The 26,138-nt window shown below is 63.0% G+C and carries 25 protein-coding genes and 1 tRNA gene; 11 read left to right on the top strand and 15 right to left on the bottom strand.

The genetic code is table 11. The features are described 5' to 3' along the window. Positions 1 to 82 precede the first annotated feature (82 nt). Positions 83 to 586, top strand: coding sequence for a bacteriohemerythrin (locus ACOJB8_RS03665; RefSeq protein WP_342949699.1), 504 nt, complete (start codon positions 83 to 85; stop codon positions 584 to 586). A 759-nt stretch (positions 587 to 1,345) separates the two neighbouring features. Here the strand turns inward: ACOJB8_RS03665 and ACOJB8_RS03660 are convergent. The 8 genes from ACOJB8_RS03660 to ACOJB8_RS03625 form a co-directional block, all read right to left on the bottom strand. Continuing rightward, entirely contained in the window at positions 1,346 to 2,320 is a 975-nt protein-coding gene (locus ACOJB8_RS03660) for an isoaspartyl peptidase/L-asparaginase family protein (RefSeq protein WP_368729932.1), read from the bottom strand. A 23-nt stretch (positions 2,321 to 2,343) separates the two neighbouring features. Next, the gene (locus tag ACOJB8_RS03655) at positions 2,344 to 3,903 is read right to left on the bottom strand and encodes a peptide MFS transporter (protein ID WP_475011059.1); all 1,560 of its coding nucleotides are present in this window, start codon (positions 3,901 to 3,903) and stop codon (positions 2,344 to 2,346) included. A 57-nt stretch (positions 3,904 to 3,960) separates the two neighbouring features. Next, positions 3,961 to 4,935 (bottom strand): MurR/RpiR family transcriptional regulator, encoded by a 975-nt coding sequence (locus ACOJB8_RS03650; RefSeq protein WP_342949697.1) that lies wholly within the window; start codon positions 4,933 to 4,935, stop codon positions 3,961 to 3,963. 673 nt (positions 4,936 to 5,608) lie between these two features. Beyond that, positions 5,609 to 6,556, bottom strand: a complete 948-nt coding sequence (locus ACOJB8_RS03645) for a Vgb family protein (protein WP_342949793.1) — start codon at positions 6,554 to 6,556, stop codon at positions 5,609 to 5,611. Between the two features lie 537 nt (positions 6,557 to 7,093). Next, positions 7,094 to 7,996 carry a CopD family protein gene (locus tag ACOJB8_RS03640; protein WP_342949696.1) on the bottom strand — a complete coding sequence of 301 codons (903 nt, stop codon included), beginning with the start codon at positions 7,994 to 7,996 and terminating at the stop codon, positions 7,094 to 7,096. Positions 7,997 to 7,998: 2 nt separating this feature from the next. Continuing rightward, positions 7,999 to 8,364 carry a copper resistance CopC family protein gene (locus tag ACOJB8_RS03635; RefSeq protein WP_475011058.1) on the bottom strand — a complete coding sequence of 122 codons (366 nt, stop codon included), beginning with the start codon at positions 8,362 to 8,364 and terminating at the stop codon, positions 7,999 to 8,001. 17 nt (positions 8,365 to 8,381) lie between these two features. Further along, positions 8,382 to 9,281: a hypothetical protein gene (locus tag ACOJB8_RS03630; protein ID WP_342949694.1), complete on the bottom strand. Its 900-nt coding sequence runs from the start codon at positions 9,279 to 9,281 to the stop codon at positions 8,382 to 8,384. A gap of 155 nt (positions 9,282 to 9,436) precedes the next feature. Continuing rightward, a complete protein-coding gene (locus ACOJB8_RS03625; protein ID WP_368729931.1) occupies positions 9,437 to 9,742 on the bottom strand; it encodes a DUF2946 domain-containing protein in 306 nt (101 codons plus the stop codon). On the opposite strand from ACOJB8_RS03625, the gene ACOJB8_RS03620 reads away from it, so the two are divergent. Further along, positions 9,638 to 9,973 (top strand): hypothetical protein, encoded by a 336-nt coding sequence (locus ACOJB8_RS03620; RefSeq protein ID WP_342949693.1) that lies wholly within the window; start codon positions 9,638 to 9,640, stop codon positions 9,971 to 9,973. The two genes, ACOJB8_RS03625 and ACOJB8_RS03620, sit on opposite strands and share 105 nt — an antisense overlap. 208 nt (positions 9,974 to 10,181) lie before the next feature. On the opposite strand, the gene ACOJB8_RS03615 is transcribed toward ACOJB8_RS03620, so the two are convergent. The 5 genes from ACOJB8_RS03615 to ACOJB8_RS03595 all read right to left on the bottom strand — a co-directional run bounded on the left by ACOJB8_RS03615 (position 10,182) and on the right by ACOJB8_RS03595 (position 12,915). Next, positions 10,182 to 10,475 carry an H-NS histone family protein gene (locus ACOJB8_RS03615; RefSeq protein WP_428996028.1) on the bottom strand — a complete coding sequence of 98 codons (294 nt, stop codon included), beginning with the start codon at positions 10,473 to 10,475 and terminating at the stop codon, positions 10,182 to 10,184. A gap of 597 nt (positions 10,476 to 11,072) precedes the next feature. Beyond that, the gene (locus tag ACOJB8_RS03610) at positions 11,073 to 11,756 is read right to left on the bottom strand and encodes a tyrosine-type recombinase/integrase (RefSeq protein ID WP_475011057.1); all 684 of its coding nucleotides are present in this window, start codon (positions 11,754 to 11,756) and stop codon (positions 11,073 to 11,075) included. After that, positions 11,753 to 12,022 carry a tyrosine-type recombinase/integrase gene (locus ACOJB8_RS03605; RefSeq protein ID WP_342949324.1) on the bottom strand — a complete coding sequence of 90 codons (270 nt, stop codon included), beginning with the start codon at positions 12,020 to 12,022 and terminating at the stop codon, positions 11,753 to 11,755. Before ACOJB8_RS03605 ends, ACOJB8_RS03610 begins: the two co-directional genes overlap by 4 nt. 208 nt (positions 12,023 to 12,230) lie before the next feature. Further along, positions 12,231 to 12,306 (bottom strand) — tRNA-Lys (locus tag ACOJB8_RS03600). A 45-nt stretch (positions 12,307 to 12,351) separates the two neighbouring features. Next, positions 12,352 to 12,915, bottom strand: coding sequence for an Hsp20/alpha crystallin family protein (locus ACOJB8_RS03595; protein ID WP_069263043.1), 564 nt, complete (start codon positions 12,913 to 12,915; stop codon positions 12,352 to 12,354). Between the two features lie 180 nt (positions 12,916 to 13,095). Here ACOJB8_RS03595 and ACOJB8_RS03590 point away from each other — a divergent pair, with 180 nt between their 5' ends. The 8 genes from ACOJB8_RS03590 (at position 13,096) to tcuC (ending at position 21,598) form a co-directional block, all read left to right on the top strand. After that, positions 13,096 to 13,740, top strand: a complete 645-nt coding sequence (locus ACOJB8_RS03590; RefSeq protein WP_342949325.1) for a diguanylate cyclase — start codon at positions 13,096 to 13,098, stop codon at positions 13,738 to 13,740. A 168-nt stretch (positions 13,741 to 13,908) separates the two neighbouring features. Further along, on the top strand, positions 13,909 to 14,226 hold the full coding sequence (locus ACOJB8_RS03585; protein ID WP_238468788.1) for a co-chaperone GroES: 318 nt from the start codon (positions 13,909 to 13,911) through the stop codon (positions 14,224 to 14,226). A 75-nt stretch (positions 14,227 to 14,301) separates the two neighbouring features. After that, positions 14,302 to 15,924 carry a chaperonin GroEL gene (groL, locus tag ACOJB8_RS03580; protein WP_342949326.1) on the top strand — a complete coding sequence of 541 codons (1,623 nt, stop codon included), beginning with the start codon at positions 14,302 to 14,304 and terminating at the stop codon, positions 15,922 to 15,924. 111 nt (positions 15,925 to 16,035) lie between these two features. Next, positions 16,036 to 16,296, top strand: coding sequence for a hypothetical protein (locus ACOJB8_RS03575; protein WP_069263040.1), 261 nt, complete (start codon positions 16,036 to 16,038; stop codon positions 16,294 to 16,296). 291 nt (positions 16,297 to 16,587) lie between these two features. Then, complete coding sequence (locus ACOJB8_RS03570; RefSeq protein ID WP_342949327.1) at positions 16,588 to 17,529, top strand: LysR family transcriptional regulator; 942 nt, start codon at positions 16,588 to 16,590, stop codon at positions 17,527 to 17,529. A 73-nt stretch (positions 17,530 to 17,602) separates the two neighbouring features. Continuing rightward, positions 17,603 to 19,012: an FAD-dependent tricarballylate dehydrogenase TcuA gene (gene tcuA, locus ACOJB8_RS03565; protein WP_342949328.1), complete on the top strand. Its 1,410-nt coding sequence runs from the start codon at positions 17,603 to 17,605 to the stop codon at positions 19,010 to 19,012. Further along, positions 18,999 to 20,213 carry a tricarballylate utilization 4Fe-4S protein TcuB gene (tcuB, locus tag ACOJB8_RS03560; RefSeq protein WP_342949329.1) on the top strand — a complete coding sequence of 405 codons (1,215 nt, stop codon included), beginning with the start codon at positions 18,999 to 19,001 and terminating at the stop codon, positions 20,211 to 20,213. The genes tcuA and tcuB overlap by 14 nt, the downstream gene beginning before the upstream one ends. A gap of 68 nt (positions 20,214 to 20,281) precedes the next feature. Beyond that, complete coding sequence (gene tcuC / locus ACOJB8_RS03555) at positions 20,282 to 21,598, top strand: tricarballylate/proton symporter TcuC (protein WP_475011056.1); 1,317 nt, start codon at positions 20,282 to 20,284, stop codon at positions 21,596 to 21,598. A gap of 241 nt (positions 21,599 to 21,839) precedes the next feature. Here tcuC and ACOJB8_RS03550 read toward each other — a convergent pair whose 3' ends face one another. Beyond that, positions 21,840 to 22,793 (bottom strand): LysR family transcriptional regulator, encoded by a 954-nt coding sequence (locus tag ACOJB8_RS03550; protein WP_475011055.1) that lies wholly within the window; start codon positions 22,791 to 22,793, stop codon positions 21,840 to 21,842. A gap of 100 nt (positions 22,794 to 22,893) precedes the next feature. Between ACOJB8_RS03550 and ACOJB8_RS03545 the strand changes: the two genes are divergently transcribed. Next, entirely contained in the window at positions 22,894 to 24,315 is a 1,422-nt protein-coding gene (locus ACOJB8_RS03545) for an aldehyde dehydrogenase family protein (RefSeq protein ID WP_475011054.1), read from the top strand. An 84-nt stretch (positions 24,316 to 24,399) separates the two neighbouring features. Here the strand turns inward: ACOJB8_RS03545 and ACOJB8_RS03540 are convergent, their stop codons facing one another. Continuing rightward, positions 24,400 to 26,133, bottom strand: a complete 1,734-nt coding sequence (locus ACOJB8_RS03540; protein WP_368618354.1) for a methyl-accepting chemotaxis protein — start codon at positions 26,131 to 26,133, stop codon at positions 24,400 to 24,402. Positions 26,134 to 26,138: the final 5 nt, after the last annotated feature.

Raw genomic sequence — 26,138 nt, 5'->3', positions numbered from 1 at the left:
AACAATGCGTCGGGCACCGCTCGACGCATTCTTATCGTTTGCAGAGCACAGCAGCACACCGAAACAGCAGGAGTAATCGAACATGACGGACGAAACTTCTCCACGAACGACTCCGACGAGAGACACAGAAGCCCCGGCGCCGGTCAGCGACAATAGTCTTGCCTGGAACGACGCGCGACTACTCGGCTTCACGCCGATGGACGACGTTCACAAGGAGTTCTATACGTTTGCGCTGCGCCTGGTGACGTGCTCGGACGCGACGGCCGCAGCAGCGTTAGAGCTGTTCGAACAGCACGCCGTTAGCCATTTCGAGCAGGAAGACGAGTGGATGCGTACGACGAACTTCCCGCCACGCGACTGCCACATCGAAGAGCATGCGGCAGTGCTGAAGTCGGTCGGTGACGTGAAGGCCGCGGTCGCAGAAGAGCGGGCCGGCGCAGAACTGGCGCGAGATCTCGGCCTGCGCCTTTTCGAGTGGTTTCCCGGTCACGCGGACTATCTGGACTCGGCGCTGGCGGCATGGATGACGAAACAGACAATGGGCGGCAAGCCTGTCGTGTTCCGACGATCGTTTGATTGCGCGTGAAAACATGGCCGACGATGATCAGGGTGCAAACCCGTCGCGACGCGATGGAAATTGCATCAGGACTTGGGAGCTCACTTAGCGTCCTTCGAGAGGTGTTCCCGCAGAAACGTTAGAAGAGGCTCGTTCATGCGTGTCTGTCAACCCATCGCCGGTGGCTCCGGGCACCTCGACAATACCCTGGTCGTACCCACGCCGACTCGAAGAACCTGTCGATGAGTGGCACTTTCTTCCGAAAGGCACGCGCCGTTCGTGGTCCAGCTTCGTCAAGCCGTACGAGGACGCGATTTCTGCCGAGAACGAAAGTTGGCTCACAAAGTGGATGAAAAAGCGTCGGGAAACGAGCCGTTATTATGTCAAGAATGACCGCTTCACCTTTGCGAGCAGATATTCGCCTCGCGGTGACTCCAACGGCTGGAGTGGGCGGGTTATGCCTTTTGCATCGAACGTACGGCCGAGACGATCGCCCCGTTCGGCCATCGGGCGCTAGCCGGCCAACTCCTGCCGTTCCTTTCCTTATGAACGGACATTCAAACGGCGGATCGCACTTCGTAAGCGGCCGCTGGAGTGCAGGCGCATTTGACGGCGAACATTCGCGACCAGTTCATGGTTCGCCAGCTCGCCGACGTGACGGGCATAAGCGCACGCAATTTCGCCGGTGCAGGCTCGTTGCTCCGACTATGGCGATCGCAAATGCACCGATTTCATCCGAACGGCTCTCAGGCGAAGGCCTTGGTCTCTGGCATTGTGAAGTGCCGTCAACTACCGATAGATATCGATGTACCGCTTGCCATCGCTCTGAACAACGCCGCGATACATCCCGTCGGTGTTGAACGGCATCGATACATGCCCCTCGACATCGACGGCAATGAGCCCTCCCGTGCCGCGTTGCTGCGGGATCGCCTCGTTTACGACCGCGCGCGCAGCTTCATCGATTGTTGCATGACCGTACCTCATTCGCGCTGCGACGTCATGGGCCGCGACAGCGCGGATAAACGCTTCTCCCGTTCCCGTCGTGGACACGGCCACGCGCGCGTCCGCAAACGTGCCGCATCCGATCAGCGGGGAATCGCCGATTCGTCCGTGGCGCTTGTTCGTCAAGCCACCGGTGGACGTCGCCGCGGCCAGATGACCCAGCGCATCGAGCGCGACGGCACCGACCGTGCCAAACTTGTGCTCGCCATTGATGAGTCCGCTCGCGTCGCAAGGATCTTGTTTGCGAAGCAATGCCGTGCCGTCGTGATCAAGCAATTCGCGTCCGGTATCGCGCACGGCGAGCCACTGCTGCCGGCGAAAGTCGGTATAGAAGTATTCGGGGCTCTCGAGAGCCAGGCCTTCGTCGGCGGCGAATTGCTCAGCCCCCGTTCCAGAGAGCAATACGTGTGTGGACCGATCCATCACGCGCTGTGCCGCGGTGACGGGATTCTTGATGCGAGACACGCCAGCCACCGCGCCTGCGCGCCCGGTATGGCCTTCCATGATGGCCGCGTCCATTTCGTGCGTGCCCGCATGCGTGAATACGGAGCCGCGCCCTGCGTTGAAAAGCGGGCAATTCTCCAGCGCGACGACGGCGGCAACAACAGCCTCGACGCTCGATCCACCGCCTTTAAGAATCTGATGGCCTGCGTCGAGCGCTTCTTCGAGTGCTGCCCGATGAGCGGCTTCCTGTTCCGCCGACATGACGCCGCGCTGCAGCGTTCCGGCGCCGCCATGGATTGCCAGGATGTACTGTGCCATTTCACTCCTCCTGCCGTATTCGATCAATGCGCGTGAGCCACGGCTTGGGGCGATTCCTCGCCGACGAGCTTTCTCATCATCGGCATCAAGAGGAACAGCAGCGCAGACACGGCGATGAGCCCCGCGGCGATGCCCCCATAGAGCAATGTCAGCCGTGCCGGGACAGGCAAGTAAAAGCCCGCAAGATAACCGGCCAGCTTGTAGCCGAATGAGCTTCCGAAGAACCAGAGTCCCATCATCAATCCAACCAGCTTCACCGGTGCGAGCTTCGTGACGAGGTTCAAGCCGACAGGGCTCAAGCACAGTTCGCCAAACACTTCGAACAGGAACAGACCGGCAAGCCAGAGCGGATTGATCCTGGCGCCGGCAGAAAGCGACGAGGCCATGATCGCAAACCCGGCATAGCCAACACCGATCAACAGCGGCGCCAGCGCGAGCTTCGCGAGGCTCGAGGGTTGACGAGGGCCGAGCCGCGCCCAGAGCGCCGCGAACACCGGTGCGAGCATGATCACGTACAAGGCGGTCAGCGACTGGAACCACGCTGCCGGCACGAGGAAGCTGCCGATATTTCGCTGCACCAGTTCCTTGGCAAAGAGACTCAGACTCGAGCCTTTCTGTTCGTATGCGGCCCAGAAAGCAATCGTCACGACGAAATAGATGCCCATTACGGCGAGGCGCTTCCACTCGGCAATTGTCAGTTGCTCCTGCAGACCCATTACAACGACGAGAACGAGCGCATCGAAGGCCAGCAGGAACGGAAGCACGTTCTGCCAGTTGCTTCCGGCGAGCAGCGTGCCGATGACGGTGAAGACGCCGAGCGCGATATAGATCGCCGTGTTCAGCCGACTGCCTTGCTGCTTCTGTGTCGCCGGTACAGGCTTTGTCACGTACCGATTGCCGACATGCTCGAGACGGCCTCTTTGCCGCCAGAAAACGATGAGACCGATCAACATGCCGACGCCTGCCGCTGCGAAACCGAAGTGCCAGCTATTGACCGGATCGATGCCGAACGAGCGCAGCAAATTCCTGAATGGCTCAGCTTCCGCAAGAAAGCCGCAGACAAGCGGCGCGAGGAATGCACCGATGTTGATGCCCATGTAGAAGATCGAAAACCCGCTGTCGCGGCGCTCGTCATCCTGTGGGTAGAGGCCGCCCACAAGTGCGCTCACATTTGGCTTGAGCAGACCCGTCCCGCATGCAACGAGCACCAGCCCGGCGAAGAACGTCGGGACCGCCGGAATGGCCATGGTGAAGTGGCCGCATGCGATGATGATGCCGCCGATCAGCACCGCCCGACGCGTGCCGAGCCACTGGTCGGCGATGATGCCGCCGGGAAGCGCGAGCAGAAACGCGGCCATTGAGTACGTACCGTAGATCGCCGTCGCATGGGGCGTGTCGTAGCCGAGGCCGCCGAGTCCAGGAGCCGCAACCATGTACAGCACGAGAATGGCTCTCATGCCGTAGAAGCTGAATCGTTCCCACATCTCGGTGAAGAACAGCGTGGTGAGCCCGCGCGGATGCCCTGCAAGCCCCGTCGTGTCCCTGACCGATGAACCGGCAGCGCTATCGGAGGTAGCGGTCATGTTGCGTCTCCTCTGCTTCTCAACCTGCTGAGACAATTGAAAGCGGCCATCGCAAAGTCACGATCGGTTGCGAATTCTGCGAGGCCCGCCAGCACCGCCATCGCCACCCTTTCGGCTGATGCCCCTGGTCTTGCTGCGGCGCCTCGTGCCCGCTTCGGCTTTCGCCTGCGTCGACGACGTGGTGTCGAACACGAGGTACGGCAGAACCGTTTGCGACAAAGTGGCCGCCATGGCTTTTGTCTGCGGTGTTGCTTTCAGCACTTCTGATGTCAATGTTTCGATGAGCGCCACCATGGCCACTGCACTTGACGACAGCACCCGATGCTCAGCCGGAGCCAGCAACACCGTGTCGGCCGTAGCGGCGAGAGGCGCGGTCGGGTTGTCGGTCAGGGCGGCGACGAAAGCGCCGCGTTCGCGGGCGAATCGCGCAAGTTCGACCGTGTCGCGCGAATAGCGAGGCAGAGAGATCGCGATCAACGTGTCGCCTGTGCCAATGTGCGCCATGTGTCGCGCGGCTTGCTCGCTGCCTCCTCCAGCCGCGGCCCAGATGACGCGCCGGTGATACGGCATCAACGTGTCCGCCAATAGTCCGGTCAAATAGGTGCTCAGGCCTAGCCCGAGACAATACACAGAGTTGCTCGAAACGATGCGCGTCACCGTCTGGGCCAATCGCTCTTGTTGCAGCGACGAATCCATCGCGACAAGGTTGCGTTGGTGATCTGCCAGCCATGCGCCGATTCCTTCCTGGGCCGTCGGCGCTTCCAGTTTCTCCACCGGTTGCAGCGCTTGCCGCACGACTGCGGCAAGTTCCGCCTTCAGCTCAGAAAACCCGCGATATCCGGCGTGCCTGGCGAACCGGTTGACGCTGGCAGCGGAGCCTCCACACGCTTCGGCGACTTCCTCGATCGTGCGCGTCGCGGCGTCGAGCGAATGAGAGGCAAGCCATCGCGCGACGGGCTTCAACGCCGCCGACGCGGTTGCGGATGCATAGTGGATGCGCTCGATCACGCCGGGCAGTTCGGTTTCGCTCACAGGCAGGAATGGGTCGTCCTGGTCAAGGTACGTTTGTAGTATGGCCATGTGAATTTAAATTTTCAAGCTGGTGAAAACGAGAAAAATTCTGTTCACCAGTCTGTGGGAGACGGCGCGAGGGTGCGATTCGTCTGACTACCGGGGGCCCTGGCGTCCTCGCTCCCATGTCGGAACAAGCGACCGATGTGCACTCGAAGGCGGCCGTTTTCAGTGTGGGAAATCGAACGGCAACATTGGGGTCGTTTCCGGAAGCTCGTGCCGCGCGACTATCAGCGGTCACCGCGTGGTTAGCAAACTTTCTGGGTTTCGGCCACAAGGCGACGCACACGCTCGCATCCGCAACGACCGCAATCCGCGTCGTAGCAGACATTCATGCGAGCGCATGACGGCGGAAACAGTCGAGCCGCCGGTCAGTGGCACTCACAGTGCTGCCTGTCAGCAGCTAGCGTCGCCCGCTGCGGCCCCATACGTACCGTACCCACCGATGCCATCGGCTTTTAGGCGTGGGCGCGTTGTGCGCGGGCTGCGCTTCGCAATCCCGCTGGACGGATTTTCGTACCTGTTCGTGGATCTGCCGCAGCGTCATGCCACCAGGACCCTTCAGTTTGTCGGGATCGGAATCGGAATCGTCTGTCATTGGGGGTGCCTGGAGAGAACAACGGTTGCAGTGGTCTCACTTGCTGCCGCCAATCGTTGCGCTGGACCGGTAGCGCAGCAGATGATCCGTGCCAGACTCCGACAGCCAGACTTCTCCCGGCCGGCCCATCATCTGGCGTACGTTCGCGTGTGGCCGCGGCAGCGCAAACGTCTCGAATCGTTCGGTTCTTGGGTCAAAGCGCACTAGCGCATTAGTGCTCCATTCGCTGAGCCAGACGATGTCTCTGTCGTCAACGAATATCGCATACGCATGCGGATCGGAGCCCGGGAGTTTCCATTCGCGCCAACGGTGCGTCGCCGGGTCAAAGACTCCCACCTTTCCTGCGTTCCACTCGCTGATCCAGACGCGTCCTTTTGAATCGGACCATACCCGGCGCGCTCCCTGTTTCGGTGTTGGCGGCTCGATGACCTCCGCCGCGCCGCTCACCGGATCGATGCGGCCGAGGTAGCTGCCAGCCAATGAAGCGAAGTACAAGCTGCCATCAGGGGTGACACAGATGCCATAGGCGCCCGGCCCTCGCGGCGCATCGAACACGCGCATGCTGCCGCTGCGCGGGTCAAGCTCACCATAGATTCCGCCCTGTCCGGTAAACCAAAGGTGCCCCCGTTTGTCGAAGACCGCCGTGTTCAGGTTGGCATTCTGTCGGTCTTCAGGCAACGGGAAGCGCGCGACAGCGAGTGTCTTCGGATCGACGCGTACGATCGCGTTCAGCCCGCCGTCGGTGATCCATGCGGCTCCATCCGGACCGACGATCACGCCGTGCGGCGCCGATCCGTTGCCGAGCGGGATCCGCTCGGACTTGCCGCTGCGCGGGTCCAACCTTCCGACTGCGCCTTGCGCCTGCGCGGTGTACCAGACGGTGCCACCAGACTCTGGCGCGACATCGTGCGGTGCGCTACCGGAGGGCACAGCAAATGAGTCGAACGAAAGGGACTGAGCCTGCGCCGAACCTGGTGCCAACATCGCACCAACAAGAACCGACGCAAAATATCGGAAGAAACGGGATGCGTTAATTCCGTTCACCGTCGCGCAAACCGCTGTATTTGCGATGCGAACCACGTCCGCCTCCGTGACGGGATATTGCTGGCACTGATGCGTGCTTATTGTGGCACTAACTGGGAGAATTCTCGGCCTGGGCGCAGACAAAGTGCGTGACAGGCATTTGTCTGCGATTAGCAGGCGGCTCGATGGGCGCGCAACGACGCATGGCGAGCTGAGCAAAGGGGCGGCCACGCGCGCGGTGGCCGTCTTATGAGGGCGAATGCGTGAATTCGGCCAGGAACTGACGTTTGCCATCGCCGCTACTCGGCCATTCGAACGGCTGTTCTACTCAATCGGCGGACCTTCGAGGTCAGACAGCACTAGACCCCGTCATGGGCCAACGCGGCGCGTTCCCTGGGCCATGGACAGGGGAGCCAAGACGATACCCAATGCACGCACCATGGATGAATACGAGGCGTCGCTGCGATGGACGTCAGGCAAATGCGAGGGCTGGCGTTGTCAACCGTCTGTCGGAGGCGTATGGCCCAGGACGGCAGCGAATGCGAGAACGGCCAACATGGCGACCGCTTCTATGGACAGCCACGCGTTGAAGCGTTCTTGTGCGGCCATGAAAGCGGGGCCGTCCTGCTGCGCCCGCCCGCGGAGCTCGGGGAGAACCACCAGCCGGTTCCAGCCGCCCAATGCCACGGCCGCTGCGACGCACACGAGCTTCGCCGTGAGTATCCGGCCCCATCCCATGCTGAGGAACGGCACGCCTGCCTGCGCGGTGTCCTGCATCACGTTGTAGAGGCCGGTGATCAACACGACGACAAGTGCAGCCGTCGCCAAATGCGAGAGCGCTTCGCAGAAGATCGCCCTTTCTTCGGCCGCCAAATGAGCGGTCGGCGAGCGCCGGAGCACGGCCGCCGCGACGATCACGGCGCCCGCCCAGAGCGCCGTCGCGCACAGATGCACGACATGGATCGCTTCTCGCGCCGAGAAGTCGCCCGCGTCGGCTGCGTGGCTGGCCGCGGCCTTGCCCGCCGCCCACGCGACGAGGCCCGCGGCGAAGAGAGGTAGGCCGCGACGGTCGAAGAGGCGGCTCAGCGTCGCCAGCAGCGCGCCGCTGAACCCAACCGACCACGCGACACCGTAGTGCGACTCCGTGAGCACGGCCATGACTGCGGGGCCGGCCTCGGCAAATGGCGAGCCGCTCATCACGGCGGCCTGCAGCCAGAGGTATGCGAGGCCCGTGAGCGCCAACGCGATCGCGAGGCCCGCCTGCCAACCGCGCAGTGTGGCCGGCGCGCCCATACCGCTCCGCTTCCCCATCACGGCGCACGCGAGGGAGCCCGCAGCCGTCGCGAACAGCACGTTCTGCACGGCTGCCACGGCGGTCTGCGCGGCGACGAGCGGCTCCATGCTCACTTCACCGTGAACATGTAGTGGCCCTGCGTACGGTGCCCGTCATCGGCTACGGCAACCCACGCTACCGTGTACTCGCCCGACGTCAGCGTGTTGAGCCCAACGGACATGTGCTTCCTGTTCGACGGGGCGACAACAGCCTTGCCGCTCGTCACGGACTTGCCCTGCGCGTCCGTGACGGTGATCGAGCTGAATGCGGGTTCGAGTCCGTCGTCGAAGTCGATCGCGACTTCCTTTTGCGGGCCCGTGACGGTCGAACCAGCCCCCGGCGCCTCATGGGTCGGGTAGGCGTGCGCCTGCGCGAGGTGACAGGCAGCGATGAAGAGCGCGGCAACGGCGCCGCGCGCGGTCGTATGCAGTTTCATGAAGGATTCCTCATAGGTCAGAACAGCGGCTTGCCGATCGAGTTCGGGAAAATGTCGTCGAAGTAGATATGGGCTTGCACCAGGATACCCGTGTGCGTGCCGGTCGCGCGATTGACGGGAATCTGTGCTTCGACGCCGAACTGCCCGTAGCGATTGATCCAGATCACGCCGGGGTTGATCGTGCCCGTCGTCTGTCCGGCGCACGCGCCTGCCGTGCAGGTGCTCATCGGGAATTCGACGACGGGAATCAGGTTGCTGAACGGCTGGGGCAGCCCGAGATCCTTCACCTGTTGTTGCAGGTACGGAATGCTGTACTGCAGCGTGACGCCCCAGCCGAGCGAGTTCGGCCCCTGGTCCGATGACGCGGTCGTCAGATTCGGGCCGATCGTGCCGGTGATGGCGAACGGCCGCAGGTAGCCGAGCGACGCGGGCAGGTCGCCGAAGCCCTTGCCGAAATAGACGGTCGGGGTGAAGGTCGAAAACGGGTTGGCGATCGATGTGGCGCCGGTGCCGCCAAGCGTGGCAAGCAGCCCGACAGACGCCATGAACTCGTGCTGCGGGTTTGCGTAGACGAGATATTTGACGCCGAGCGTGAAATTGTCCCAGCCCTTCGCGTTGCCGTCCGGCGAGTTCAGGCTCGCGTAGTTGCTCGCGACGCTGAACGCGAGATTCTTCGTGATCAGCTTGTCCCACTCGTACGACACCGTGTTGATGTTCGTGTCGTTGCCATTGCTGTTGGGCGTCTTGATGTGGCCGTACTCCAGGTTGAATTCATCGCCCACGCCGGGATCGTCGACCGCCAGCGTGGCAGGGAATACACGATCGCCGACCACCGCGTGGGCCGACGCATCGACTGAAACCAGGCACGGCGCAAGCGCGCACAGCGCTGCGGCACCCCGTTTGAGAGTGGTTCGCATATCCAGATCCTGATCGAATTGTGGTGAGGCGCCCTCGCACGCGGCCCCTGGTGTGGACGAGGAAGTCCTGGCAGGCTGGCGCAGAGCAGGTGTGCGCCAGCGCAGCGATGCCGTTCACCGGAATCGCCACATTGGCTGGAAAACGTCTGCGAAGATCAGGATGAGGCGGGCGGAGCGCGCGGCTGAGCCGGCGTCAGCACCGTGTACGGGCGGAACGCAGCGGTGACGAGGGGGGCAGGAAAGGAAGGGCGCTGCGGCGCGACGCTCGATGCGACGGCCACCCCAGGCAAGGCCGGCGAGTGCGCGAACAGTCCGCAATAGGGGCACGCGTCGCACAGCGACGACGAATCGGAGCCATGGTGGTGCCCGGCATGGGCATCCAACGCGACCTCGACCGCCGCGTGATGGTGATGGGAATGATGCTCGTGACGCGCGACATCGCCATGCGCGCCGCGCAGCACCTGGGACACCACAGGCGCGACCACACTCAGCAGGATGGCAAGCATCCCGAGCCAGGCACCGATCTTCTGACGGTGGCGGTTGAGCACGTGTATCGGCGATACGTAAAAAAATTTACGAGGAACGTCGAGCCATCGCCGCTCTTCACCGGCGGCTGGTCGAGCGCGACCAGTTTGCAACAGGCAGTGCAACGATTAGGTGGCCGAGCGTACCAAATCTTTCGCCTGGGGTGAGGTTCCCCATCACATAGCGGCAATTTGACGCTACGGATTAATTGTAGTGTGGCGGCGCGCCGCACAGGCCCTGAATCAGTGCGTGGTTTTTCGCCCGGACCTGGGCGAAAACGTCGACCTCGGTCGACCTCATCGGCCGGCAGCAACGGGTCGATCAGGGTCATTTGGCCGACTTGGCGGAGTCGCGCTGATGTCAGTCACGAATGAGTTACCTGTCGCGGTTCTTTGCGTCCGTGATCCAGTTGGCACACGCCCCCTCCCCGACCACGCCGCCTCCGTTTTCGGGGCGCGGTATTTGGGGGCGGCCACGCTCCCGTGTCTTGACGAGCGCCCACCCCGCGCGCGCGAAGATATTCCACTCGGTAAGCCCGTATTTGGTGACTTTGGCCCTGATGTCCGCAAGCACCGCCTCGAATTCTGCCGCTCTCGCAGCAGCCGCCTGCTCCACGAGCAGGGTCGTTTGTGCTTTCAGTTCCTGGAATATCGCCAGATTTGCCTCCAAAACTTGACACGGTGATGGCGCTCATAGCTCGCGTCGATTCGGCTCGATTGCAACTGGCCACTGACTAGCCCGACCCGGGTACAGAATCCGCCGACGCGCTGTGATCTATGTAGCGCTGGCAACGGAACACCAGAACGGTTTGTATGCCCATGATCGCTTCGCACCGCCCAATAGGAGTGGCCGAAGTTTCCTCCAGAAATCGACGCTCGGCATCACTATAAAGATAAGTATTCCTATCAAAACCATGTGGATACCTATTTAAACTTGCACCAATAGAACATACCCGCCATGCGTCTCGACGCTGATGATCGTGCCCAGGCCTTCCGCTCACGCAGTGTCATTCAAAGTCAGGTCACCAAATCTTAAAAGAAATCCGGGTGTGCTCTCTTGGGGTCGTCCTCGTCCGAAACGATCATCTCGATGCGCAATGGCTCAAGACTTCCTGGGCCACCGGGTTCGGACGATTCGCGAAGATGTAGGACTTTTGTGGGTCGCAAGGTAGAATGCCCCCCGCATCTTTGAACAGCGAGCGATGATTCCAGCTCGCGATGAACGCAGGGCGATGAGTCCTAGCGGTTCCTGCCGCGGCCCGGCACTTCAACACGCCTTCGGTAAATGCATTGTCAGGACTCTTGCGCCACGTTCCAATTCATCGAGATGATCGGCCCACGCCTGCATCATTTTCCGACGTACGGGCAGGTATTCAGCAAAGTTGTAAGCGCTCCGAACCTCGTCGCGTTCACCGTGTGATAACTGCCGCTCGATTGCGTCCCCCGGCCAACCGAGTTCGTTGAGTAGTGTAGAAGCAGTACTGCGAAATCCGTGGCCGGTCATTTCCTCACGGGTGTATCCGAGACGGCGCAGGGCGGCATTCACCGTGTTTTCGCTCATCGGCCGCTCGCTGGTCCGAACGCTGGGAAAAAGGTAGCGTCCATGGCTATTGACGGCATGAAGCTTTTCAAGGACGGCAACGGCCTGCAGCGAAAGCGGCACAATATGTTGCTCCTTCATTTTCATGCGTGCGGCTGGAATGCGCCATTCAGCCTGAACAAGGTCGAATTCGGTCCATTCAGCCTTGCGAAGCTCGCCGGGGCGAACAAACGTCAGCATGCCAACAAGAAGCGCGCATTTCGTTTCGAAACCTCCCTGGTAGTCGCGGATCGCGCGTACAAGCGCACCGACTTCCTTGGGGTCCTTTATCGAGGCATAGTGTTGCTTGGGTGCCGGCTTGAGCGCCTCGTGAAGGTCCGTCGTAGGGTCACGGTCTGCCCGTCCGGTCACAACTGATACCGGAAAATCTGTCCGCACTTCTGCAATGATCGATGTGCCGTGTCGACGGCGCCGCGTTTCTCGATTCGCCTCAATGCAGTCAGTAGTTCGACTGCGGTAATCTCATTGATCGGGCGTTTGGCGAGGGAGGGAAACATGTCCCGCTCCAGTCGATGCATGATCAACTTCGCGTATACCGCTTCCCACTTCCCTTTCGTCAACTGGAACCACTCGCGCGCCACGACTTCAAAGCTGTTCGTCGCCAGGTCTTTTTCCACCCTCTTCTGCGCCTTCCTCGCTTCGCCCGGATATTGGGGGTATCCCCTGTCGAAGACGGCAGAATACCCCCAAAACTACCCCCACCAAGCAGGGGAAGTCAACGGGCCAAGCCAGCAAACAGCGGAACAGCCGACTGCCTGAGACGCCCACCCAGTAAGGGCTATGGCTACTCCATCGGAATACGCTGGAGTTCTATGGAACAGCGAATGGTGGGCCGTACTGGATTCGAACCAGTGACCAACGGATTAAAAGTCCGCTGCTCTACCAGCTGAGCTAACGACCCGGTCGACTTCTACCGTCGCCGTCACAGCGCTTTCGTGTGCTTGCCCTAACCGATATCGATCGTCCGGTGCGCGGACGGCGCTGGTTCCATTTTCGGAATCGTCAACGTGAGAAGGCCATTGTCGAACTTCGCCAGAGCGCGGCCGGGATCGGCATATTCGGGCATCGGAATCGTGCGCACGAAGCGTCCGTGGGCACGCTCCAGCCGGTAGCAGCCGTTCTCCTCACTGTGTACGTCCTGCTTCTTCTCACCTCGGAGCACGATCGCGCCGTCCTCGACGCTCACTTTCACGTCTTCGCGCTCCATTCCGGGCAGCTCGGCAGTCACACGCAGCACCGGTCCTTCGTCGACAACGTCGATACGCGGCTGGAAACGCGACGAACTGAAGTCGCCAAACCACCGGTCGAGCGCACCACGGCCCGCAAACGGGTCAAGAAAAAATTCCTCCATTGCGCGCCATGGTTCGCGTGAAAACAGCCGCGCGATGTCGGGCATCGAGGCACGTTCGTTTTCGCTCGCCGACGTGCTTTCCCGGCCTTGCGCATCGGACTTGCGGGAAGCTGCTCGAAGGAACTTGAAGGGATTCCACCTTCTCGGATCAGGGCTCATCGTATCCTCCCCCAATGTTCTGGAAGGGCAACCGGACTGTGTAGCCGCAAGCGCCAGTGATCCCGCACGGGAGTCTGGCTGCATGACAGCAACGCTTGGCGCGGCTGCCGGAACGATGCATAAAATAGCCCATGGAACGGAAATTTCAAGTGGCCCTTGCAACAAGCCACGGGAGGCTTCATGGACCTTTTCGACAGACTTCGGGAACAGGCCGAAAGCGTGCGCCTGCCGCTCTTCGCGGTCACCGTCAGCGCCGCTGCGCAGGTCAATACGCCGCTCGTCGCGATACTTCACTGGCACGGTTTCCGGCGCGCGACGCCGCTCGTGCTGCCCGGTGTGGAGATACCGGCGCGGCCAGTCCCCGGCACCGCCATCCAGATTGATGCGCCCTGGCAGACCGTGGAAGCTGTCGACGCCATGCTGCTCGACGCGGCCTGGCAGTTCGGTGCGTGGGAGGTCGAGCGCATAGTGCGGCGCGGGTGCAATACGATCGGCGCCGGCGGTGCCGAAGCGCTCGCCTGTCGCCAGGCGTTTGGCGACTACGGAAGCGACATCCCGCCCGACGGGGCACTCATTGACGGCGCGAGTGATCGCGATGGCCTGATGCGACTGGCCGCGCGACGCGGCTACGTGCGCTGGCTCTTCCGACCGGTGAAGAGTGGCGTGTGGCGGGCGCTTGATGAAGCCGACGACAGCCTGGATGCGGACGGCGGTCGTCAGCCGCCCTGCCCCGTGCAACCGCAGCCGCGCAGCGCGCACAAGCGCGCGCTCGGACGTACGGTCTACCGCCTTGGGACCGTCGGCCGTATCCTCTTGCCGCGTTGAAATATTTTGTTACATTTGCGATTCGCGCTCCCTCTTGAACCTCGAATGCAGCGCCTCTATTTCGCTTTCCGCCAGACACTGGCACGGCTGCACGGAGGCCTCCCACGCGCCTCGTTCACGCAGCCGGATTCCCTTATTGGTGATCCTTTAATCGCTCAGGAGATGGAAATGCAGATTCGTCCCCTCTACGACCGGGTTATCGTCAAGCGAATCGAAACGCAGCGGACGACGGCCTCGGGCATCGTGATTCCCGATTCAGCGGCAGAAAAACCAGAACAGGGCGAAGTCGTCGCCGTCGGCAGCGGCCGGCTGCTGCAGGATGGAACGCTGCGCGCGCTCCAGCTGAAGGTCGGTGACCAGGTTCTCTTTGGAAAGTACGCAGGCCAGACCGTCAAGGTCGATGGCGAGGAACTGCTCGTCATGCGCGAGGAGGACGTCATGGGCGTCCTCGAGGCCGACGCGGGTGCCGCCCGCAAGGCCGCCTGAACTTTCGACCGGTCGCGGACACCCGCCCGGTCGTTCGCGACGTGTCGAGTCAACGACTTTACCCGGAGCAAGAACATGAGTGCCAAAGACGTCAAATTCCATGACAGCGCCCGCGCCCGTATCGTCAAGGGCGTGAACGTGCTCGCCGATGCCGTGAAGGTCACGCTCGGACCCAAAGGTCGCAACGTGCTGATCGAGCGCAGCTTCGGCGCGCCGACCATCACGAAGGATGGCGTGTCGGTCGCGAAAGAAATCGAGCTGAAGGACCGCTTCGAGAACATGGGTGCGCAGGTGGTGAAACAGGTTGCATCGAAAACCGCCGACGTGGCGGGGGACGGCACCACCACAGCCACGGTGCTTGCCCAGGCGATCGTGCAGGAAGGTATGAAACACGTCGCCGCGGGCATGAACCCGATGGATCTGAAGCGCGGCATCGACAAGGCTGTCGCCGCCGTGCTCGACGAACTGCGCAAGCTGTCCAGGCCGATTTCGACGAACCGCGAAATCGCTCAGGTCGGTTCCATCTCGGCCAACGCTGACGAGGCAATCGGGAAAATCATTGCTGACGCGATGGAGAGAGTCGGCAAGGAAGGCGTAATCACGGTCGAGGACGGCAAGTCACTCGAGAACGAACTCGACGTGGTCGAAGGCATGCAGTTCGACCGCGGCTACGTGAGCCCCTACTTCATCAACGATCCCGACAGGCAGGCCGCATATCTCGATGACGCGCTGATCCTGCTGCATGACAAGAAGATCTCGAATATCCGGGACCTGCTCCCGGTTCTCGAAGCGACGTCCAAGGCAGGCAAGCCCCTGCTGATCGTCGCGGAGGACATTGACGGTGAAGCACTGGCCACGCTTGTGGTCAACGCGATGCGCGGCATCCTGAAGGTCGCCGCCGTCAAGGCGCCCGGCTTCGGCGATCGTCGCAAGGCGATGCTCGAGGACATCGCCATCCTCACGGGTGCGACCGTCATCTCGGAAGAAACCGGCAAGCAGCTGCAGAAGGCCACGCTCGAAGATCTCGGATCAGCAAAACGCGTCGAGGTCCGCAAGGACGACACCATCATCATCGATGGCGCCGGTGACGAAAAGCGCATCGAGGCGCGCGTGCACTCGATCCGCAGGCAGATCGAGGAAGCGACGAGCGATTACGATCGCGAAAAGCTACAGGAGCGCGTCGCGAAGCTCGCTGGCGGCGTGGCCGTGATCAAGGTCGGCGCGGCCACCGAAGTCGAGATGAAGGAGAAGAAGGACCGCGTCGACGACGCGCTGCACGCCACGCGTGCGGCGGTCGAGGAAGGCATCGTGCCGGGTGGTGGCGTCGCGCTCGTGCGTGCGCGTTCGGCCGTGACGAGCCTGAAAGGCGTCAACAGTGATCAGGACGCTGGCATCCAGATCGTGCTGCGCGCACTCGAAGCGCCCATGCGCGTGATCGCCTCGAATGCGGGCGATGAGCCTTCGGTGGTCATCGCGAAGGTGCTCGAAGGCAAGGGCAATTTCGGCTACGACGCGGCCACCGGCGAATACGGCGATCTTGTCGTGGCGGGCGTAGTCGATCCGACGAAAGTCACGCGCACGGCTCTGCAGAATGCGGCATCGATTGCAGGGCTCATCCTGACGACGGATGCAACGGTGGCCGAAGCGCCGAAGGACGACAAGCCGGCGCAGGCGAGCGCGCCGGAACTGGAGTACTGACCGCACCGGGTCCGCTCTGCACCGGTCATCAAGCCCGACCGGTGCATTTCTTCGGCATCGTTCTTCCTGTCTTCGCGGGAGCGGTGCCGCTTTTTTTGCACCATAACCGTCATGAAACTCGAACTTCATATTGACTCAAGACCGCTCGACGTCGAGATCGATGATGTCGTGGCGGGGCTACTCGCCGTGCGGCTCAATCTGCCTGACGGCGAGGACCATCGCGACGCCCTCGCGCGCTATCTGAGCGAGAAGGGGAAACCCTGGATCCTGGACGAAGAGCATATGCGCAGGCGCATCCTTCGGCGGCTGATTCTGGAGATTGCCGACCCGGCGCTCGTAATCCGCCATCTGATGGCAGACGATTCACCGTGAGCAGACAGCCGAAATAATAGGCTTTCCGCACGCGACTCTATTCGCATTCCTGCATGAAATCCGACGATAAGCGAGCGCGCGTCTGATCATCAACGAGGCTTCCTCCCGGCGTGCTCGATCTCTGCCTGGATTAGCCGGCAACCCCAGTCGATCGCGACGCCGGGCGCGATTCATGATGAAATGGCAAGTGGCGAACCTGTTACGTTAGCCGCGCTTATGGGCATCGAGCAGCGGAAACTAGCTGGATGCGCGCGAACCGGTTCTCCGGGACCGCATACTCTGAGACTTTCGATGGAACTTCGGCAGTTGCGATATTTTGTCAGCGTCGTCGAACACGGCAGCATGGGCAAGGCCGCGCTCGAGCTAGGCATCGTCACGTCGGCGCTCAGCCAGCAGATCAGCAGGCTGGAAAGCGAACTCTCGACGCGCCTGCTACAGCGAACTTCGAGCGGCGTCGTTCCCACCGACGCGGGACTCGCCTTCTGGCGCCAGGCGCAACTCGCGCTGCGCCACGTCGACGATGCCGCACTGGCCGCGCGCCAGGCTCGCCTTTCGGGCCATGTCAGCGTGGGCCTCGCGCCGAGCACGACAGGCGTGCTCGGTCTCGCGTTCATGCAGGCAATGCGCGAGCGGTATCCCGACGTGCGGCTGCGCATGGTCGAAAGCCTCTCCGGTTATCTCGGCGCGATGCTCGGCGCCCGGCAAATCGATCTCGCGATTCTGTTTCGTGAAGAGCCCGCGCAGCGCTGGAGCGTCATGCCCTTGCTCGATGAACGGCTGTTCGTAATAGGCGCGTCGACGCTGCAAGGCATGCCCGGAAGATCGCGCACGTCGATCGCGAAACTGGGCGCCCTGCCGCTGATCCTGCCGAGCGGCACACACGGCCTTCGCGCACTGCTCGACGCCGCATTCAAGCGCGCTGGCTACACCCCGCGCATCGCCGCCGAAGTCGACGGCCTCGCCATGCTCATGGACGCCGTGCGCGGCGGACTCGGCGCGACGATTCAGCCCGGAGCGGCGCTCGCACGCGCAGAAAACGCTTCACTGGCGAGCGTGCCGCTCGTCGAGGCATACGCGACAAGACCGAACCTGATTGCGAGCGTCTCGGACGACGAACTTTCTCCCGCGGGGCTTGCCGCGCGCGTCGTACTCGCCGATGTCGCGCGCGATACCGTCCTGGCAGGCCGCTGGCCCGGCGCAACGCTGCGCCAACCCGCCCTTCACGAATCCTGAAGACCCCTTGCCGTCTCCCTGATGGCCGCGCCGGACGGAGCTTCTTATAGTTGTCTCAAAGGAGACAACCCAGATGGTGGACGTTCTTGTAATCGGCGGAGGCAATGCCGCGCTGTGTGCCGCTTTGATGGCGCGAGAAGCCGGCGCCTCCGTCCTGCTTCTCGAATCGGCGCCGCGCGAATGGCGCGGCGGAAATTCCCAGCACACTCGCAATCTGCGCTGCATGCACGATGCGCCGCAAGACGTGCTGGTCGATGCTTATCCGGAAGAGGAATATTGGCAAGACTTGCTCAAGGTGACCGGCGGCATCACGAATGAGGCGCTCGCGCGGCTCGTGATCCGGGCATCGTCGACATGCCGTCCGTGGATGCGCAAGCACGGCGTGCGCTTTCAGCCGCCGCTTTCCGGGGCGCTGCACGTCGCGCGGACCAATGCGTTCTTCATGGGCGGCGGCAAAGCGCTCGTGAACGCCTACTACCGCAGCGCCGAAGCGATCGGGGTCCAGATCCGCTACGACACGCCTGTCGACGCAATCGAACTCGACGCAGGCCGCTTCGTCGCGGCGCGCAGCGGCGTGCAACGTTTCGAGGCGCGCGCCTGCGTGCTCGCGGCCGGCGGATTCGAATCGAATCGCGAGTGGCTGCGAGAAGCGTGGGGACAAAACGAGCGCGGCGAATGGCCCGCCGACAACTTTCTCATTCGCGGCACGCGCTTCAATCAGGGCCTGCTGCTCAAGCACATGATCGAAGCAGGGGCGGATGCGATTGGCGATCCGTCGCAGTCGCACTGCGTCGCCATCGACGCCCGCGCGCCGCTCTATGATGGCGGCATCTGCACGCGTATCGACTGCGTGTCGCTCGGCGTAGTCGTCAATCGCGACGCGCAGCGTTTTTACGACGAGGGCGAAGACTTCTGGCCGAAGCGCTATGCGATCTGGGGACGGCTCGTCGCGCAGCAGCCGGGCCAGATCGGCTATTCGATCATCGACGCGAAGGCCGTCGGGCGGTTCATGCCTCCGGTGTTCCCGGGCGCGAAAGCCGCTTCGCTGAACGAACTGGCGCGTCAACTGCATTTGCCCGAAGCGGCCTTCGTCGAGACGATTCGCGCCTACAACGCCGCGTGCCGCGACGGTACCTTCGATCACACGGCGCTCGATGACTGCCGCACCGAAGGCCTCACGCCAGCGAAAACCCACTGGGCGCGGCCCATTGATACCCCTCCCTTCTTCGGCTATGCATTGCGGCCGGGCATCACGTTCACGTACCTGGGACTCAAGGTGAATGACCATGCGCAGGTGCATTTCGGCGGATGCCCCAGCGACAACCTTTTCGTTGCAGGAGAAATGATGGCCGGCAACGTGCTCGGCAAGGGTTATACCGCGGGCGTCGGCATGTCGATCGGCACCGCGTTCGGACGCATTGCCGGCACACAGGCTGCGATGGCTGCTGCTCATTACACTGGAGTTCAACGTGCAAAAGCTTGAAGCGCTTGCCCGCGAGGCGCGGGAACTCGCGTCGCCTTCCGTCATGACCGGCTACACGGCCACGAGCGAGCCCGCGGCGCCGATCATCCGCGTGCTCCCGCTCACGCAAAATGAAGCGGAAGTCGCACGGCAGATGCAGATCTGCAACGCGTGCCGTTACTGCGAAGGATTCTGCGCGGTCTTTCCCGCGATGACACGGCGCCTCGAATTCGCCAAGGCAGACGTCAATTATCTCGCCAACCTGTGCCACAACTGCGGCGCGTGCTATCACGCATGCCAGTATGCGCCGCCACATGAGTTCGCCGTGAACGTGCCGAAGGCGATGGCCCAAGTCCGTGTCGAAACCTATGCGGAGTATGCGTGGCCCGCACCGATGGGCGCACTCTACAAGTGCAACGGATTGACCGTCGCGCTTGCGCTCGCGATCGGACTCGCCCTCTTTCTGATGCTTGGCATCGGGTTCAGGGGTTCGCTGTTCGCAGGCAATCTGGGCGGCAATTTCTATGCGATTTTCCCGCATAACCTGCTCGCGGCGATGTTCGGTTCGGTCTTCGGCTTCGCGATCCTCGCGCTCGGCGTCGGCGTGTCGAGATTCTGGCGTGACGTGTCTGCGGGACCGGCCAGCGCACCGGCCATCGCCGAGGCCGCGAAGCACACGCTTACCCTGACGTATCTCGACGGAGGCCATGGCGACGGCTGCAACGAGTCGAATGACGCCTTTACGCTCGCACGCCGGCGTTTCCATCATTTGACCTTCTATGGATTCATGCTGTGCTTCGCGGCTACGGCGGTGGCCACCTTCTATCACTATGCGCTCAATCTGCACGCGCCTTACCCGGTCCTGAGTCTGCCCGTGATGCTCGGCACAGCGGGTGGTGCCGGTTTGCTCGTCGGGCCGGCGGGCTTGCTCTGGCTCAATCTGCGCCGCGACCCGAGCCGGGGCGATCCGAAGCAGCGCCCGATGGACCGTGGATTCATCGCGCTGCTGCTCTTGACCAGCGTTTCGGGTCTCGCGCTCCTCGCGTGGCGCGACACCGCCGCGATGGCGTGGCTCCTGGCCCTCCACCTCGGCGTCGTGATGGCACTCTTCGCCACGCTGCCTTACGGCAAATTCGCCCACGGAATCTATCGCTGTGCGGCGCTTCTCAAGTCATCGATCGAAAAACGACAGGCCAGCCGCCTGCAACCCGGGTCGGACTAACGGCGGTCCTCGAGGCAATACCTTCGACGGGCGGCCGCACTCACATAACACATCCATGGAGACAACTCATGCATCCCTCATCGCTCAATGCCGGGGATAGCGCGCATGGCCGAACGTCGAAGTTTGACGCAGTGCTGCGCGTGACCAGCGGCAATTTTCTGGAGCAGTTCGACTTCTTTCTTTTCGGCTTCTATGCGACTTACATCTCGCGCATCTTCTTTCCGTCCACGAGCGAGTTCGCCTCGCTGATGCTCACCTTCGCCGTGTTCGGCGTGGGCTTCCTGATGCGCCCGCTGGGCGCGATCATATTGGGCGCATACATCGATGAAGTGGGGCGCCGCAAAGGGTTGATCGTCACGCTGTCGATCATGGCGAGCGGAACGATCCTGATCGCGTGCGTCCCCGGATATGCGACGATCGGATTTCTGGCACCCGCTCTCGTGCTGCTCGGGCGCCTGCTGCAAGGCTTTTCCGCTGGCGCGGAACTGGGCGGCGTCTCTGTCTATCTGGCGGAAATGGCGACGCCGGGGCACAAGGGCTTCTATACGAGTTGGCAGTCCGCGAGCCAGCAGGTTGCAATCGTGGTCGCAGCCGCTCTCGGCTATCTGCTCAACCATCTGATGACGGCCAGTGAAATCGGCGCATGGGGATGGCGCGTTCCCTTCTTCGTCGGTTGCGCTATCGTGCCGGTTATCTTTCTGTTGCGACGCACGCTGCAGGAAACCGACGAGTTCAAGGCGCGCACGCACCATCCGCGCGCACGCGAAGTGTTCGCCACGATGCTGCAAAACTGGCGGACGGTGCTCGCGGGCATGATGCTGGTCGCCATGACGACTACCACGTTCTACCTCATCACGGTCTACACGCCGACCTTCGGCAAAGCCGTTCTGAAGCTCACTACCGCAGACAGCCTGATCGTCACGCTTTGCGTGGGCCTCTCGAACTTCTTCTGGCTGCCCGTTGGTGGAGCGCTCTCGGATCGCATCGGCCGCAGGCCGATTCTTATCGCCATCACCGCGCTCGCTATCTGCACGTCGTATCCGGCGCTCTCCTGGCTGTCATCGGCGCCGAGCTTTGCTCGCATGCTCGTCGTGCTGCTGTGGCTCTCGTTCTTCTTCGGCATGTACAACGGCGCGATGGTTGCAGCACTCACTGAAGTCATGCCCGCCGAGGTCCGCGTGGCCGGTTTCTCGCTCGCGTTCAGTCTCGCCACCGCGGTTTTTGGAGGTTTCACGCCCGCCGTATCGACGTATCTCATCGAGATTACCGGCGACAAGGCCGCGCCGGGATACTGGCTCAGTTTCGCCGCCGCGTGCGGACTCGTCGCGACTCTCGTGCTGTATCGCCGGGGCGGCGCAGCCGGGCGGTTCGCATCGCTCGCCTGAACGCTACGCCTGCGCCAGCCACCGCAAGCGAGGCCACCGCGGTGTCCCTTTTCCGTGTCGGCATTGAGAAACCTTGAATGATGACGTTCGCGGTCTTCGTGCGCGCGGTTCGATTCGTGATGTCCGTTTCCATGCGTCTCTCCATCGTGGAGAGGTCAGTATTGCGTTCGGACCGTACGCAACGGAAACGGGATTCCACGATAGTCGCGATCGGAACCGGCGATGATCGCGTGCGCCACGATCAACCCTTGGTGGCAGCCCCGCGCCGGCTCTTTTTCGCGGGCGCGGCAGCACGCTTACGCACGGCGTCGGCGTGTTCGCGAATCGTCTCGATCAGCGCACGCAACCCCGCCGGCGCGTGCCGCCGCCCGGTGTAATAGAGGCACAGCCCGTCGAGCGGCGGCGTCCAGTCCTCCAGCACGCGCACCAGCGTGCCCGCCGCCAGGTCCGCATTCACGTTCCATTCGGTCAAATATGCAAGGCCGAGTCCGTCGCGCGCGGCCGCGAGCATGAGACCGGGCTCGTCGAGCGTCAACGTGCCCTCCACGTCCACGCGCACGGCTTGCCCGCGCCGCTCGAACTCCCACTGGTAGATTTGCCCGCTCGGCATGCGACTGCGTATGCAGCGATGCGCCTTCAGATCGGCTGGCGTACGCGGCGGCTTGTGCTTCGCAAAGTACTCCGGACTGCCAACCACTGCGAAACGCTGACGGTCGCCGAAGGGCACGGCGATCATGTCCTGCGGCACCGTTTCGGCGAGACGAATGCCGGCGTCGTAGCCTTCGACCACGATGTCGATGAGCCGCCCTTCCGTAACGAGATCGAGCTTCATCTCGGGATAGCGCTGCAGATAAGCGATGAAAACGGGCATAACCTGCTTCGCCGCGCCTACAGAAGCGTTGATGCGCAATGTGCCGGAGGGCGTGTCGCGAAACCTCCCGGCCTGGTCGAGCGCCTCGCGGATCGTGGACAACGCGGGCGCGACGCTGCCCACGAACTGCGCGCCTGCTTCCGTCAACGCCACGCTGCGCGTCGTGCGGTTGAAGAGCCGCACGCCGATGCGTGCTTCGAGCGCCACCACCGCGTGGCTGAGCGCCGAAGTCGACACGCTCAGTTCGTCTGCCGCCGCGCGGAAGCTGCGATGGCGCGCCACGGCCAGCACGGCTTCGAGTTCCACCAGCCCCGATGTTTTCATTGTCCCAAATCGCTCAACACGTCATGCGTCATTGTACGGCTAGTCAACGCAATGCAAGGCGTCTATCTTGCGTTCATCGACTCACGTTTCTGGAACAGCCATGCAGATCATCGACAAAATCTATATCGACGGCGCGTTCGTCACGCCGCACGGCGAGGAACACTTCGACCTCTTCAACCCCGCGACCGAGACGGTGATCGGCCGCGTGCGCCTCGCCGATGCGGCGGACGCTGACGCGGCGATCGCCGCCGCCAAGCGCGCGTTCCCGGCGTTTTCGTGCACGCCGAAGGCGCAGCGCATCGAGATGCTGATGGCGCTGCACGAGGCCGTCGTCGCGAGCGAGGACACGCTCTTCGAAGCGATCGTGCAGGAGTACGGCGCACCGGTCTCGCGCGGCCGCTGGATGGCGCAGCACGCCGCCAACGTGCTGCGCGACGCCGCGCAGACGCTGGAAAGCTACACATTCACGCGGCGCGCAGGCACGGCTGAGGTCACCATGCAGCCGCTTGGCGTAGCGGGGCTGATCACGCCGTGGAATAGCGACGCGGGCTTCATCTGCGGCAAGCTGGCAGCCGCGCTCGCGGCGGGCTGTACGGCCGTCATCAAGCCGAGCGAGATGAGCGCGATCCAGACGCACATCGTGACCGAGGCACTGCATTCGGCAAGCTTGCCTGCGGGCCTCTTCAACATTGTCACGGGCCGCGGCGACACCGTGGGCGCGCGTATCGCCGCGCATCCCGACGTCGCCAAGATCTCGTTCACGGGCTCGACCGCAGTGGGCAAGTCGATCCTGCGCACGGCAGCGGAAACGCTCAAGCGCGTGACGCTCGAACTGGGCGGCAAATCGCCGGTCGTCGTGCTCGACGACGCGAATTTCGACGTAGCCGTGCCGCTCGCGCTGCAGGCCGGCTTCATGAACAGCGGGCAAGCATGCATTGCGGGCACGCGCATTCTCGTGCCGCAGTCGCGGCTCGTCGAATTCGAAGGGCGTGTCGTGGAAGCCGTCGCGCAGATTCACGCGGGCGATCCGCGCGACACGCGCACGAGCGTCGGCCCGATGGTGAGCCAGAAGCAATGGGAACGCGTGCAGCGCTATATCGGCATCGGCATCGAACAAGGCGCACGCCTGATTGCGGGCGGCGCGGGACGGCCCGAGGGTATCGAGTCGGGCTGGTTCGTGCGTCCCACTGTGTTCAGCGGCGTGACGAACGACATGACCATCGCGCGCGAGGAGATTTTCGGGCCGGTGCTTTCGATCATCGCGTATCGCGACATGGAGCACGCCATCGAGATCGCCAACGACACGCCCTACGGCCTGCAAGCCTACGTGCTCTCGACCGATGTCGCGCGTGCGCGCCGCGTGGCCGCGCAGATCGAAGCGGGCCGCGTGCTCGTCAACACGCTCGCCCATGAGCCGGCTGCGCCGTTCGGCGGCTTCAAGCAATCGGGGATGGGGCGCGAGTACGGCGCCTTCGGGATCGAAGCGTTTCTGGAACCGAAATCCACGCTCGGCGTGCTTTGATGCGCTGCTAGCCGCATCAAAAATGCAAACGCCCCGGTCGTGCTGCTAACCGGGGCGTTTGAACTGCGCTTTTAGCGCACTACATCAGAAGGTCTGCCAGTCGTCATCGGACGTGGCCGTTGCCGGTTCGCGGCGGTCGGCCTTCGGAGCGGACGCAGCGGGGGCACGCACGGGTGCAGGCCTGGAAGCTGCGGGACGCCTGACCGTTGCGCTCGCAACGGCCTTCGCCGCCGGCGCGATGCTCGTCGTGGCCGCACGGCCCGCCGAGCCGATGTTGAACACGGACACCAGTTCGCGCAACGCCGCTGCCTGCGAGGACATCGACTGCGCCGCCGCCGACGCTTCCTCGACGAGCGCCGCGTTCTGCTGCGTGACCTCGTCCATCTGCGTGACGGCCTGGTTGACCTGCTCGATGCCGGTACGCTGCTCGCCCGAAGCCGCCGAAATCTCGTTCATCAGGTCGGCAACGCGCTTGACCGATTGCACGATCTCGCCCATCGTGCGGCCCGCATCGTCCACGAGCGCCGTGCCGTTGTTCACGCGCTCGACCGATACGCTGATGAGTTCCTTGATTTCGCGCGCTGCCGTCGCGCTGCGCTGCGCCAGTGTGCGCACTTCGCCGGCCACCACCGCGAACCCGCGGCCCTGTTCGCCGGCACGCGCCGCTTCCACGGCCGCGTTGAGCGCCAGGATGTTGGTCTGGAATGCGATACCCTCGATCACCGAGATGATCTGCGCGACCTGCTCGGAGCTGTTGGCGATATCGCGCATCGTATCGACCACGCGCCCCACCACTTCGCCGCCGCGCGTGGCCGTCTGCGAAGCCTGGCCCGCCAGCGTGTTGCCCTGGGTCGCGTTATCGGCGTTCTGCTTCACGGTCGCGGTGAGCTCTTCCATGCTCGCCGCCGTTTCTTCGAGCGAAGCGGCCTGCTCTTCGGTGCGCTGGCTCAGGTCGGTGTTGCCGGCCGCGATCTGCGCGGAAGCCGTCGCAATGCCTTCGCTGCCCGTGCGCACGCGGCCCACCAGGTCGACGAGCCGCTCGTTCATGTGACGCAGCGCGCCGAGCAACTGGGCCGCCTCGTCGGTGCCCACCACTTCGATGCGTGCGGTCAGATCGCCGCGCGCCACCGTTTCGGCCACGTCCACGGCGCGAGCGATCGGGCCCGTGATCGAACGCGTGATGAAGAGCGCAATCGTGGCCCCAAAGCCGATGGCGATCACGATCAGCGCGATCGTCCACGCGACCGCGCTTCGGTACGCCGCCTTCGCCGCGGCGACTTCGGCGGTGGAGCCATTGTGATTGAGGGTCACGTCCTGGTTGATGAGATCCATCACGCCCGTGAACGACTTCGCCGATGCGGACGCGACCGCAGCGCGGGCATCGGGCGCTCCGCCGTCGGCGGACATGATCAAGGCCTCGATCTTCTTGTCGTCGTCCAGATATTGCGACCATGCGGTGCCGATCGAATCGGCCACGCGGCGCTCTTCAGCCGAAGAGACCAGCTTGGAATAGCTGTCGAACATCGTGCCGAATTGGCTGATCATCTGGGCGTGCTGGTCGTGCAGTGCGGCCTTCTCGCTGGCGTCGTTGGTGATCAGCATGCGCAGCGACGTGCGGCGCACGTCCTGCGCCTGATTGCGCATGTTCCCGAGCGTCTCGACGCTAGGCAGCCAATTCGTGCCGATTTCTTCCGTGCCGTCGAATATGCGCGAGGCCTGAAGGAGCCCGATGCCGCCCACCGCGCCGAGCAGGAGCAACACAATGGCAAAGCCCGCGCCGAGACGCGGACCGATCTTGATTCTGGTAAGGAATGACATGGGGA

The organism is Paraburkholderia sp. BR10141 (genome assembly GCF_056155635.1).
Note: the sequence above shows the minus strand (reverse complement) of the source record. Positions and strands in the feature narration are given on the sequence as shown.